The sequence below is a fragment of the Xanthomonas sp. 4461 genome, from assembly GCF_024806475.1.
Lineage (GTDB): Bacteria > Pseudomonadota > Gammaproteobacteria > Xanthomonadales > Xanthomonadaceae > Xanthomonas > Xanthomonas arboricola_F.
On sequence record NZ_JANTYV010000004.1, the window covers coordinates 233820 to 245721 of the forward strand.

At 66.7% G+C, this 11902-nt stretch carries 12 protein-coding genes; 3 read left to right on the forward strand and 9 right to left on the reverse strand.

The annotated features are described in order from the left end of the window. Positions 1 to 10: 10 nt before the first annotated feature. From FHY19_RS15850 to xanC, 7 genes are all read right to left on the reverse strand, one after another. The gene (locus FHY19_RS15850) at positions 11 to 235 is read right to left on the reverse strand and encodes a hypothetical protein (RefSeq protein WP_259167162.1); all 225 of its coding nucleotides are present in this window, start codon (positions 233 to 235) and stop codon (positions 11 to 13) included. Positions 236 to 365: 130 nt separating this feature from the next. Next, a complete protein-coding gene (locus tag FHY19_RS15855; RefSeq protein ID WP_326521144.1) occupies positions 366 to 1013 on the reverse strand; it encodes a LolA-related protein in 648 nt (215 codons plus the stop codon). After that, positions 937 to 1911 carry an acyltransferase gene (locus tag FHY19_RS15860; protein WP_046962410.1) on the reverse strand — a complete coding sequence of 325 codons (975 nt, stop codon included), beginning with the start codon at positions 1909 to 1911 and terminating at the stop codon, positions 937 to 939. The genes FHY19_RS15855 and FHY19_RS15860 overlap by 77 nt, the downstream gene beginning before the upstream one ends. Then, positions 1908 to 2135, reverse strand: coding sequence for a hypothetical protein (locus tag FHY19_RS15865; RefSeq protein WP_259167163.1), 228 nt, complete (start codon positions 2133 to 2135; stop codon positions 1908 to 1910). Before FHY19_RS15865 ends, FHY19_RS15860 begins: the two co-directional genes overlap by 4 nt. A gap of 71 nt (positions 2136 to 2206) precedes the next feature. Then, positions 2207 to 2956 (reverse strand): lysophospholipid acyltransferase family protein, encoded by a 750-nt coding sequence (locus FHY19_RS15870; protein WP_046962408.1) that lies wholly within the window; start codon positions 2954 to 2956, stop codon positions 2207 to 2209. A gap of 52 nt (positions 2957 to 3008) precedes the next feature. Continuing rightward, positions 3009 to 3692 (reverse strand): ketosynthase, encoded by a 684-nt coding sequence (locus FHY19_RS15875; RefSeq protein ID WP_259167348.1) that lies wholly within the window; start codon positions 3690 to 3692, stop codon positions 3009 to 3011. Between the two features lie 37 nt (positions 3693 to 3729). After that, entirely contained in the window at positions 3730 to 3999 is a 270-nt protein-coding gene (gene xanC, locus FHY19_RS15880) for a xanthomonadin biosynthesis acyl carrier protein XanC (protein ID WP_011260626.1), read from the reverse strand. Between the two features lie 293 nt (positions 4000 to 4292). On the opposite strand from xanC, the gene FHY19_RS15885 reads away from it, so the two are divergent. Together FHY19_RS15885 and FHY19_RS15890 are read left to right on the forward strand one after the other, a co-directional pair. Continuing rightward, positions 4293 to 5675 carry an FAD-dependent oxidoreductase gene (locus FHY19_RS15885; protein ID WP_259167164.1) on the forward strand — a complete coding sequence of 461 codons (1383 nt, stop codon included), beginning with the start codon at positions 4293 to 4295 and terminating at the stop codon, positions 5673 to 5675. After that, on the forward strand, positions 5672 to 6679 hold the full coding sequence (locus tag FHY19_RS15890) for a pteridine-dependent deoxygenase (RefSeq protein WP_259167165.1): 1008 nt from the start codon (positions 5672 to 5674) through the stop codon (positions 6677 to 6679). The genes FHY19_RS15885 and FHY19_RS15890 overlap by 4 nt, the downstream gene beginning before the upstream one ends. Position 6680: 1 nt before the next feature. Here the strand turns inward: FHY19_RS15890 and FHY19_RS15895 are convergent, their stop codons facing one another. Both FHY19_RS15895 and FHY19_RS15900 read right to left on the reverse strand, forming a co-directional pair. After that, a complete protein-coding gene (locus FHY19_RS15895) occupies positions 6681 to 7676 on the reverse strand; it encodes a hypothetical protein (RefSeq protein ID WP_259167166.1) in 996 nt (331 codons plus the stop codon). Between the two features lie 33 nt (positions 7677 to 7709). Then, the gene (locus FHY19_RS15900) at positions 7710 to 9053 is read right to left on the reverse strand and encodes an AMP-binding protein (protein WP_259167167.1); all 1344 of its coding nucleotides are present in this window, start codon (positions 9051 to 9053) and stop codon (positions 7710 to 7712) included. A 366-nt stretch (positions 9054 to 9419) separates the two neighbouring features. On the opposite strand from FHY19_RS15900, the gene FHY19_RS15905 reads away from it, so the two are divergent. After that, positions 9420 to 11786 (forward strand): prolyl oligopeptidase family serine peptidase, encoded by a 2367-nt coding sequence (locus tag FHY19_RS15905; RefSeq protein WP_259167349.1) that lies wholly within the window; start codon positions 9420 to 9422, stop codon positions 11784 to 11786. The last annotated feature ends 116 nt before the right edge of the window (positions 11787 to 11902 follow it).

An 11902-nucleotide genomic window follows, 5' to 3' on the forward strand; every position in this document is an offset into this window, starting at 1 on the left:
TGCGTTCAATTCAAACGGCATGCGACCGCCTCACTGCAATGGCTGGACGTCCACCGGCCGCGCGCGCGGCATCGGGCCACTTCGGCGTTTTCTTTCTGCGGAGGGCGGGCATGAATTTTCGCAGATCGCCGGTGACCTTGAGCGTCTCGCTCAGCCAGAACCCGGCCACCACCAGCACCGCCAGCCACAGCAAGGCCAGGCCAATGCGGCGGTTTGCGTTCAATTCAAACGGCATGCACCCGCCTCGCTGCAATGGGCGACGTCGGCGCTGCGAACCGTACCGGCCAGCAGTACTGCGACACCTTGGCAGCAAGCACACGATCTGGCGATTTTGACGACGGCTAGCGAGACCTGCCCGCGCGTGGTCACGCGCCCGAACCGTGACAGAGCGCGGTCAGCGCTGCGGTATCGCTGACGCCGGCCGCCGCACGTGCCGCGCTGGCCAGCAGCGTGCGTTGCACGTCGCCCTTGGCTGGCACGCTTTCGATGCAGCGCAGCTCATCGGTGCTGCCGTAGAGACGCAGTTCGCGCACCTGCTTGGCCACTGCGGCGTCCTTGGGCTGCAGGGTCAGCTGCCAGACCTGCGCCGTGCCTTGCCCACCGAGGCGATACTGCTGCTCCAGCAACGCGCGATCTCCCGACAACAGCGCACCGAAGCCGGACTTCAAACCGGCCAGTTCGGGCACGCGGCTCAACGCGAACTTGCGCGGCGGTTTGCCCTCGCGTTCGAGCACGCCTTCGTCGCCCCGCAAGGTGGTGGTTTCGCGATACGGCGCACTGACCTCGCGCACCAGCGTCTGCGCATCCGGGCGGCGGTAATGGCCCTGCACGCGCAACGGCGTCTTCAGTAGCGCAGAACCGCGCAGCTCGACGAACTCGGTACTGACCGGGGCCGGGCGGGCCAGGCGCTGCAGCACCTGGCCGACGTCCAGCGTCTCAGGCGGTGCGGCGCATAGCGGTGCGGCGCTGAACAGCAGTATCAGCATCCACGGCAGGGTGCGGCGCATCGGCATGGTGAGTGTTCCAGAAATCGTAGAAGTTGAACCAGTTGTACGGCGCGTAGCGTGTGTAATGTTCCAGCCTGGCGGCGTAATCGCGCATGAGCACGGCAAGCACCGGCGCACGTTGCCTGCGCGGCACGTCCAGGCCTTCGCTGAAGGTCTCGAACGCCAGCTCGTAATGGTTGCCGCCGCGATACAGGCCGAACGCCAGCACCACCGGCACCTTGAGCGCGGCGGCGATCAGCCACGGCGAGGTCGGGAACATCGCGTTGCGGCCGAGGAACATCGCCGGCAACGCCGGGTCGCCTTCGCGCGGGCGATCGATCAGCAGCGCCACCAGCGCGCCGGCATCGGTGGCGTCCTTGATCGCCATGACGATCGAGGTCGCATCCATGCCGGCATCGATGATGTTGGCGGCCAGCTGCGGGTTCAGTGCGCCCAGCAGGTCGGTCATTGCGCGATTGTGGGCCTTGTCCAGCACCACCTTGACCTGCACGTCCGGCCGCTCGGTGGCCAGCACGCGCAGCGCATCGAAGCTGCCCAGGTGCGAGCCGAAAATCAGCACGCCGCGGCCGCGGTCCATCTGCGTGTGCAGCTGATCCAGCCCGGTGATGTCGACGCGGAAGCGCTGCATCTGCCCACACAGCATGTACACGCGGTCCAGGATGGTCGACGCAAACGTATGGATATGCCGCGCCACATCGCGCAGCGTGGCCGGGCGATCCAGCACGCGGGTCAGATAGGCACGCGAGGCGCTACGTTCGGGCGCACGTACCAGCAGGAAATACAGCGTGATCGGATACAGCAGCGCGCGTCCCACCGCGCGCCCGGCGTGCTGGGCGATGCCACGGATCAGCCACAGCGCGAAACGTCCGCCGCCTTCCGGGCGTTGCTTCCACTGACTGCTCATTGCACCGCCTCCGCCACCAGTTCGCCGCTGACCAGCATCTGGCCGGCACGCTGCACGCGAAAGCGCCAGCGCGGGCCCTCGCCTTCCAGCACGACCGACGCGGTCTGGCCGGGCAGCAACGGCTGCACGAACTTCACCTGCGGCAGCCGTGCCGCAGCGCGCGGGCCATGCAGCGCTTCCACAGCCTGCAGCACATGGTCGAGCACGACCACGCCAGGCACCACGGGGCTACCCGGAAAGTGCCCGGGCAGGCAGGGATGATCATGCGGCACGACGAAATCCATAAGCGCGGAACTCAGATCCTGGGTTGAAGCATTGCAGCCACGGCCTTGTGTGCCTGCTCGGTCAATTGTTGGCGATCCGGCGCATCCGGCCCGGTGACCGCGATCGGCTCGCCGATGCGTACGCGGATGATGCCGGGACGCACCCTGAACACGCCATCCACGGGCAGCACCTTGCCGCAGCCGTCCAGCGCCACCGGGACAACCTGGACGCCAGCATCGATAGCGGCCTGCAGTAGCCCGGCCTTGAATGGCAATAATGCGCCGCTGCGGCTACGGGTGCCTTCGGGAAACAGACACAACTGTTTGCCCTCACGCAACAGCGCGGCCGCCTGGCGGCGCACCAGTGCACCGGCGCGACGGCTGTCGCGGTCCAGGAACAGCATGCCGGTGGCGCGCGCATACCAGTTCACGAACGGCACCTTGAGCATTTCTTCCTTGAGCAGGAAGCGCAGCGGCACCGGCAGGGCGTGGAACAGGGCGCAGATATCGATGATGGACTGGTGGTTGCTGACGAACAGATAGTTCCTGGACCAGTCGACACGCTCACGCCCTTCCACGATCACCCTGGCGCCCGCACCGCGAAACAGCACCGGCGCCCACATCCAGCTGCCCATGCGCAACAGGCGATCGGCATCGCGGGTGATCGCCAGCAACGCCAAGGCATACACGATCCCGCCGGCGGTGAACGTCAGCGTGAACGCCAGTTGCAGCAGATTGAACACACCCCACGCCAGGCGCGACGGCATCCTTGCCAACGGCATTTTTGTCTTGTCCCCGAAACTGTGCACGTACGTCGCTGCCCTGGCCACGCACTCAGCGCAGCAGATCGCGCCAGAAGTCCGGCCCGAGCCGCGCCATCTGGCGCAAGAAGTCTGGCAGATTACGATAGGGACGCTGCGGAAACCAGCGCCCGCGCAATAGGTATTCCCCAACAAAGAACCCGCCAACCACGCCGTACACCAGCAAATTGGCGAACAGCGAGGCGCGTTCATCGCTGATCGGCAGCGGCGAGGCGTAGCCCAGTTGCGCCAGCACCCCGCTGGGCTCGGCGCACAGGCCAAGCACCAGGTTGAGCAGGGTCAGCGCGCACAACAGCAGCGCCCAGGCCAGGGTGAGGCGGCGCGTGTAGCGGTATTGCTCGGTCGTGATCGGCATGCCGGCCTGGCGATACAGCCCCTCGACAATGCGCGTGATCAGCGGCGTGCGCCCACGGCGCAGGCTGCGGCCGAAGAACCAGGCGACCCAGCCGGTAAACACCACCGGCGGCGCGGCCAGTACCAGCATCGCGTACGGCGAGTGCCACAACGCGCCCAGGCCCAGCAGGGTCAGCGCAGCAAGCACCCAGGCCCAGGCCCGGCGCGCGGCCATCGGCTCGATCAGCACCGTCAGCACCAGCAAGGCACCGGCGATGACGGCAAGCTCCGGGCGATGGCTGGCGTTGGCCCAATGCGCCAGCGGCGAATACGCCACCGCCAGCAAAACGGCCAGCCCCAGCACCCACGGGGGCGCATCGCCTGGCGCGGCGGTCGGAACCTCAGACGGTCTTGTTGGCTTCGACATGCGCCGACAATGCGCGCAGCGACGCGAAGATGCGACGGTTCTCGTCGTTGTCCGAGCGCAGCTGGAAGCCATAGCGCTTGCTGATCGCCAGCGCCAGTTCCAGCGCGTCGATCGAATCCAGTCCCAACCCGGTATTGAACAGGGGCGCCTCCGGGTCGATGTCGGCGGGCTGGACGTCTTCCAGGTTCAGACTTTCGACCAGGAGTTCGGCCAGTTCACGTTCGGCAGCGGTTTGCGAGGACATCCAGAGAGCTTCCAGGTGAGGGTCGGGCGACAGAGTCAGAGCGAGGGATTTCAGGACAACCACCACAGCGGCGCAGACAACCGTCAGGTCGGCTTGGGCGATGCTGCGGGGCACGGACAGTGTACGTTGCCGTGCCGGCCGATTCCGAACACCCGCCACGCCGGCCTTGCGGCCGCATTGTCGAGAGTGGCGATCGTTCTGCAACAGCAATTCGGCGGCCGGCATACCTGTCCGGGCCGCCGGTCAGGCTATCATGACTGCATGACGCTCGCCCGCTGCAGGTTCGTTCCAGGATGACTTCCACCGCTGTTGGCCCTACCCCGACCGCCAAGCCGGCAGCCGGGCCGGCTCCCGGGCCCGAGTGCCCGGATGTGCTGATCATCGGTGGCGGGCCGGCCGGCTGCGCGGCGGCCATCGTCCTGGCCCAGCAGGGCTGGCAGGTGACCTTGCTGGAGAAGGCGCAGCATCCGCGCTTCCATATCGGCGAGTCGCTGCTGCCGATGAACATGCCGATTCTCGAACGCCTGGGCGTGCTGGAAGAGGTGCGCGGCATCGGCGTACTCAAGCGCGGCGCGGACTTCCCCAACGACAGCGGCGGCTACAACACCTTCCGCTTCTCGCATGCGCTGGATGCCAAGGCCGATTTCGCCTTCCAGGTGCCGCGTGCGCAGTTCGACCAGGTGCTGTTCGAGCGCGCGCGCGCGGTGGGCGTGGATGCGCGCGATCAGGTCAAGGTCGAAACCGTGGAGTTCGACGGGCAGCAGCCGGTGCTGCAGGCGCGTGGCGTGGCGGGGGTGCAGCAGTTCCGCCCGCGCTATCTGCTCGATGCCAGCGGCCGCGACACCTTTCTGGGCAACCGCTTCAAGCTCAAGCGCGCCAATGCCAAACATCAATCGGCCGCGCTGTTCAGCCACTTCCGCGGCGTGACGCGGCGACCGGGCGAGGATGCCGGCAACATCAGCATCTACCGCCACGCGCATGGCTGGATGTGGCTGATTCCGTTGCCGGACGACATCATGAGCGTGGGCGCGGTCTGCTACCCGGAATACATGAAGACCCGCAAAGGCGACAGCGAGGGCTTCTTCATGCGCACGCTTGCGCTCAACACCGAGCTCAGCGCACGCATGCTAGGCGCCGAACGCGTGGCACCGGTGCATGCCACCGGCAATTACGCCTACGAATGCACGCGCATGTCCGGCCCGCGCTGGTTGATGCTGGGCGATGCCTACACCTTCGTCGACCCGATGTTTTCCTCGGGCGTGTTCCTGGCCATGCACAGCGCCGAGCGCGGCGCGGCAATGGTGGACCAGGCCCTGCGCATGCCGCAGCACGAGGCGAAACTGCAGCGCGCCTTGCAGCGCGAACTCAAGCGCGGCGTGGACGAGTTCAAGTGGTTCATCTACCGCTTCACCTCGCCGACCATGCGTACCTTGTTCGCGCAGCCGCAGAACACCTGGCAGATCGAAGAGGCCGTGGTGGCGATGCTGGCCGGCGATGTGTTCGACAGCCCCAGGGTGCGCCTGCGCTTGCGCGCATTCCGCGCCATCTATGCACTGACCACATTGTCGATGATGCCGCGCGCCTGGCAGTCCTGGCGCCAACGCCGACGTCAGGCCACGCTCGGCTTCGACGGCGACACCCTGCAACGCGATACGCAACAACGAGATACGCAATGACCGCTTCCCAGGCCCAGACCACGCACAGCGTGCGCCATCCCCGCCTGCAGGTCGACTATGTCGACCAGACCGAACCGTCCGCACTGCTGGCCGACCCGCAGGTGCTGGCCGTATTCGGCTTCGGCACTGCGGCGCCGCGCCTGGACGACCCGCGCTACCTGCGCGTGCCGCTGCAGCCGTATCAGGCCAAGGTGCTGGAAGTGTGGCGGACCGATGCGCCGGTGCGCAGCGGCCGCGACGGCAACATCGCCTGGTCCAGCGACGGCCGCCTGCAGTTCGGCGTGATCGAAATCGACGAGCAGGATGTCGATATCGAGGCCGCCGCCGCCAAGGCCTATGCGGAAATCACCGCCTTCGTCACCCGCAGCCAGACGCCGCGCCTGTTGCGTATCTGGAACTATCTGGACGCCATCACCCTGGGCAGCGGCGACCGTGAGCGCTACCGGCAGTTCTGCGTGGGCCGTGCGCGCGGCCTGGGCGCCTTCGACGTCGCGCAATTGCCGGCCGCCACTGCGGTGGGCCGCTGCGATGCCGAGCGCATCATCCAGATCTACTGGCTGGCCGCCGCCGATGCCGGCACTCCGCTGGAAAACCCCCGCCAGGTCAGCGCCTACAACTACCCGCGCCAATACGGCCCGCAGCCGCCGAGTTTTGCGCGCGCCATGTTGCCGCCGGCCGGCAGCGACATGCCACTGCTGCTATCAGGCACGGCCGCCGTGGTCGGGCATGCCTCGATGCACACCGGCCAGTTGCTGGCGCAGCTGGAAGAGACCTTCGCCAACTTCGATGCCCTGCTCGGTGCCGCACGCACGCACACACCGGCGCTGCCAGCGCAGTTCGGCGCCGGCACCCGCCTGAAGGTTTATGTCCGCGAGCAGGACGACCTGCCCAAGGTCGCGCAGGCGCTGGACGCCCGCTTCGGCGATGCAGTGCCGCGTCTGCTGCTGCACGCGGTGATCTGCCGCGACGAGCTGGCGGTGGAGATCGATGGGGTGCATGGCTGAGTCAGCGGCTGCAACTAGTCGGTCCCATGCTGGCAACGCCCCCGTCCGCTTCCACGATAATTTCGTTGGGCCTGTTTGCCACCAAGGACGACCACTCACGCGACCACTGCGCCGCCAGAGCGTCGGCGCGTACCAGATCTGCAGCACTGGCCCGCTGCTGAAGCCAAGCTACGTTGTCGTCGATGGCGCTGCGTGTCTGTGCGGGAGACTTGGCGGGTAACAGCTGCGCTCCACGCCGATATAGCGCCAGTGAACGTGCCATGTCCGGCTTTACGACTTGCGCCAGAAAAATGCGGCCTCCACTGTCGCGACGAGGCGAGTACGCCGCTGCCAGGACGAGCGATGTCCGCAGATCTCCTTTCGCGGCAGCCTGCAATGCCATTCCTTCCGCCTCGCGGCGATAACGCTCCAACTCCGGAACGACTTCGAGCAGATCACGGAATTTGAATGCATTGCCCACTGCGTAGTTCGCCAAGGCCGCAGGCTGCCCGGCCAAAGCCCCTTGCCGCCACAGTGATACCCGCTCCGCGGACGAAAGTTGCGGAGCGCCCTCGCAGTCTTTCACTACAGTCAGCAGACTATCGCCAATCGCTTCCAGCGATGCCTCCCTAGCTGGTAAGCCAGCGCGTTCGGCGGCACTCGTCGTACGCCTACCCTGCTCGAGCTTCCAAAGTTGCTCATCGTACGAGGCGACCTGTTCATGAAGATTGTCACACCGCTGTGACTCAGCCGCCAATCGGCACGCCGCGCGAGGATCACCCATCTCGGCGCGGCGGCGTAGATCCGCAAAAACGCTACGCAATGGCGTCCCAAGCGGCGGCAATGGCGTTGCGTTCCAATCGCGCGTTGGCGATGTCGACCGCTGCACAGGCGAAGTTGTCGATACAGGCGTGACCTCAGCGACGCCTTTGCGGTCAGTTCCACCGGACAGCAATAAAAACAAGCCCCCCAAGCAGACTACGACTGTGAGCACCGCGGCCAAACGTCCTTTTTTCATACGACCTCTCCTGTGCACCTTGCGCAGTATCACTCAGCCCTTGAGCAACCCCAGCACCACGTCGCGTGGCAGTTTGCCGGTCTCGTTGCGTGGCAGGACGGCGAGCTTGCGCAGGCGGCGCGGCAGAAACACCGGGTCGACGCCGACGCGCAATGCGGCCAGGATCTGCGCTTCGTCCAGGCTCGGGGCGACCACCAGCGCGGCAATGCGGCCCACCGACTGACCGGCATCCGGTGCCAGCTGCACGATGATGCCGTCGATCACGCCGGGGATGGCGAGCAGACGGCGGGTGAGGTCGGCCAGCGATGCGCGTTTGCCGGCGATTTCCAGCGAATCGGCCTGGCGCCCGCGTACCTGGAAGCTGCCATCGTCGGCCACGTCCATCATGTCGGCCAACAACACCGGCGTGGCCAGATGCGGCGCATGCACCAGGGTGCCTGTGGCCTGGGTCTGCAGACGCACGCCGGGTAGCGGGGTCCACGCGGCGTCCAGCGCGGTGCGGCGCACGGCGAACACGCAGGTTTCGGTGGAGCCGAACATCTCGCGGACTTCGCCGCCAAAACGCGCTTCGGCTGCGGCGGCAATCTCCTGCGCCAACGGCGCAGTGGCCGAGACGATACCGGCCAACGGCGGCAACACCACCCCGGATTCGACCAGCGCACGCAGATGCACCGGCGTGGTCACCAGCACGCGCGGGGCAGGAAGATCGGCCAGCGCGCGCGCCACATCGTCCGGGAAGAACGGGCGGCCCGCATGCACCGCCAGCTCGGTCACCATCGGCAGCAGCACCGACAATTCCATGCCGTACATGTGCTGCGGCGGCACCGTGGCCACCACGTGCGGCACCGCGTCGGTGTGCGCCCACAGGCTTTGCAGCGCAACCAGATCCTGCCGCGTGCTGGTCAGAAAACTGCCCCAGGTCTTGGGATTGGGTTGCGGGCTGCCGGTACTGCCGGAGGTGAAACCGATCGCCACCAGCGCATCGTCGGCCAGCTGCGGAATCGGGCCGTCCGCTTGCGGCAGCTCGTCCGGCAGTTGCCAGTAGCGCGGCGGCGCCAGCTCCAGCGCCAGATCGCCCAGGCAATACGCATCGGCGTGACGGGCCTGCACCTCGCCCACCACCGCCGGCGCGCGCGAGGACGGCAGCAGCGACACCTGCCCGCGCAGCGCGCAGGCATAGAACGCCACCATGAACCGATAGCGGTCTTCGCACAGATTGACCGCATGGTGGCCCTCCGGCAGCTGCTGCGCCAGGCCATGCACATGCGCGATGAAGGTCGCCAGATCGACCGACCGCCCCGCGCGCCACGCCAACGGCCGGCCAGGCGCGCCGACAGCCATGGGATGGGACACAACGGAGGCAGGCAGGCTGGACATGTGCATCGACAATCGCAAAAGCGCGCTAGCTTGGCCGCCACCTGCCCCGCTTGCAAGTCGGGAGGTTTCCTGCCGCGCCAGGGGAACGGCGGTCGGGAACCTCGGCGAGGCCCGTGCGCGAAGCACATTCCACTGCATTGCAGTAGCGCATCGCAGCTGGATTGCATCGATCGTAAAGCGCATGCGTACCCCGCAGAGCAACGAGCGCACAACCGCTTATGGTCGCGCCCGCCAGTCGCCCAAGCCTTGCCTGTTCGACGAGGCACTCCCCCACCGCGCGCATGACCTGTGGCCCAAGCCTCCGACGGAAGCGAGCTGCTAGGCTTGTCCGCTCCTCGTTGCGTCCAGTTGTTACCGATGCCCAGATTGTTGCCGCTGTCCTTGTTGTTGCTGGCTGTCACCGCGCATGCGCAATCCGCCACACCGCTCACCATCGAACAGGTGATGGCCGATCCGGACTGGATCGGGCCGTCGGTCGATCAGGCATGGTGGCAATGGGATGGCAAACAGGTGCAATACCTGCTCAAGCGCGATGGCAGCCCGGTGCGCGACACCTATCGCCAGGGCATCGACGGCGCGGCGGCAGAGCGCGTGGCCGACACGGCACGCGCCGGCCTGGATGCGGCCAATCCCAGCTACGACGCCACGCGCCAGCGCATGCTGTTCGCACGCAATGGCGACATCTTCCTGCGCGATCTGCGCTCGGGCGCGCTGACCCAGCTGACCCGCAGCAACGAGGTCGAGTCGCGTCCGCAATTCGCCAGCGATGGCGGTGCGATCTGGCGCGCAGGCAACAACTGGTACCACTGGCGGGCCGATGGCGGTACCGCGCAGGTGGCCGTGGTCAAGGCCGAGCGCGATCCCAACGCCGCGCCCAAGGCCGATGTGTTGCGCGAGCAGCAACTGGCCACATTGGCCACGCTACGCCGCGATCGCGAACAGCGCGATGCGCTGCGCACGCAGGAAGATGCCTGGCGCCGCGCCGACGTCACGCGCGCGACAGCACCGGTGTATCTGGGCGATGAGGTGGAGATCGTCGACAGCGCGTTGTCGCCGGACGGCCGCCACCTGCTGGTGGTGACCCAGGCCAAGGCTGCCGACGAAGGCCAGGCCGGCAAGATGCCCAAATACGTGACCGAATCCGGTTACGAGGAGTTCCAGGAAACCCGCACCCGCGTCGGCCGCAACATGCCGGTCGCGCATACGCTGTGGCTGGTCGATGTGGCCGCAGGCAGCGCGCGCCAGCTGGCCTTCGACGCGCTGCCCGGCATCGCCACCGACCCGCTGGCCGCATTGCGCAAGGCCGCCAAACGCGATGCGCTCAAGGGCAACCGCGCCGTGCGCGTGGAAAGCGATGGCGACGGCAGCGGCCCGGCGGTGCACTGGAGCGACGATGGCCGCAACGTGGCGGTGGAAATCCGTGCGGTGGACAACAAGGATCGCTGGATCGCCAGCGTGGATCTGGAAAACGCCAAGCTGCAGCCGCGTCATCGGCTGAGCGATGGCGCCTGGATCAACTGGGACTTCAATGATTTCGGCTGGTTGCCCGACAACCGCACGCTGTGGCTGCTCTCGGAAGAATCCGGCTATTCGCAGCTGTACACGGTGGAAGGCAACGGCAAGCCGCGCCAACGCACCCGCGGCAAGTGGGAAGTGTCGATGCCGGTGCCCAGCGCCGACGGCAGCGGCATGTATTTCCTCTGCAACCAGCAGTGGCCTGGCGATTACGAGGTCTGCAAGCTGGACCTGCGCACCGACCAGCTCACCGAAGTGACCGCCTTGAACGGCGTGGAAGGCTTCAGCCTGTCGCCGAACGGGCAGCAGTTGCTGGTGCGTTACTCCGGCGCCTATCTGCCGCCGCAGCTGGCGGTCGTACCGGCGGCGGGCGGCCAGGCCACGGTGCTCACCGACACGCGCACACCGGCCTTCAAGGCGCAGACGTGGATCGCACCGCAGTACGTGCAGGTGCCGTCCAAACACGGCGCCGGCAAGGTCTGGGGCAAGTATTACGGCCCACAGACTCCCGAGCCGGGCAAGCAGTATCCGATCGTGATGTTCGTGCATGGGGCCGGCTACCTGCAGAACGTGTCGCAGCGCTACACGCCGTATTTCCGCGAGCAGATGTTCCATAACCTGCTGGTACAGCAGGGCTACATCGTGCTGGATCTGGACTACCGCGCATCCGAAGGCTATGGCCGCGACTGGCGCACCGCGATCTACCGCAACATGGGGCATCCGGAGCTGGAGGATTATCTCGACGGCCTGGACTGGCTGGTCGCCACCAAGCAGGGCGACCGTGCACGCGCCGGCATCTACGGCGGATCGTACGGCGGCTTCATGACCTACATGGCGCTGTTCCGCAGCCCCGGCACCTTCAAGGCCGGCGCGGCGCTGCGGCCGGTGGGCGACTGGATGCAGTACAACCACGAGTACACCTCCAACATCCTCAACACGCCCGAGCTCGACCCGCAGGCCTACAAGACCTCCTCGCCGATCAACTACGCCGACGGGCTGCAGGACCATCTGCTGATCGCGCACGGCATGATCGACGACAACGTGTTCTTCAAGGACTCGGTGGACATGACGCAGAAGCTGATCGAGTTGCACAAGGACAACTGGCAGGTGGCGCCGTATCCGCTGGAGCGCCACGGTTTTACCCGGGCCGATGCGTGGCTGGACGAGTACAAGCGCATCCTCAAGCTGTTCAATGCGCAGGTGAAGCCGCAGCGCTGATCGACGCACTGCGCCCGTTGCAAGCCGGCGTTGCCGACACCGGCACCCACGCATGATCGCAGTGTCGGCGCAGCGTCCCACGCGCCCTTTTGCCGATGAGGCGACAGGCGCGCGTT

Excerpts from the sequence above, each read along its gene's own strand:
- FHY19_RS15890 (WP_259167165.1), top strand. The coding sequence starts at position 5,672 with ATGACCGCTTCCCAGGCCCAGACCACGCACAGCGTGCGCCATCCCCGC.
- FHY19_RS15895 (WP_259167166.1), bottom strand. The coding sequence starts at position 7,676 with ATGAAAAAAGGACGTTTGGCCGCGGTGCTCACAGTCGTAGTCTGCTTG.
- FHY19_RS15860 (WP_046962410.1), bottom strand. The coding sequence starts at position 1,911 with ATGAGCAGTCAGTGGAAGCAACGCCCGGAAGGCGGCGGACGTTTCGCG.
- xanC (WP_011260626.1), bottom strand. The coding sequence starts at position 3,999 with ATGTCCTCGCAAACCGCTGCCGAACGTGAACTGGCCGAACTCCTGGTC.
- FHY19_RS15870 (WP_046962408.1), bottom strand. The coding sequence starts at position 2,956 with ATGCCGTTGGCAAGGATGCCGTCGCGCCTGGCGTGGGGTGTGTTCAAT.
- FHY19_RS15855 (WP_326521144.1), bottom strand. The coding sequence starts at position 1,013 with ATGCCGATGCGCCGCACCCTGCCGTGGATGCTGATACTGCTGTTCAGC.
- FHY19_RS15885 (WP_259167164.1), top strand. The coding sequence starts at position 4,293 with ATGACTTCCACCGCTGTTGGCCCTACCCCGACCGCCAAGCCGGCAGCC.
- FHY19_RS15900 (WP_259167167.1), bottom strand. The coding sequence starts at position 9,053 with ATGTCCAGCCTGCCTGCCTCCGTTGTGTCCCATCCCATGGCTGTCGGC.
- FHY19_RS15850 (WP_259167162.1), bottom strand. The coding sequence starts at position 235 with ATGCCGTTTGAATTGAACGCAAACCGCCGCATTGGCCTGGCCTTGCTG.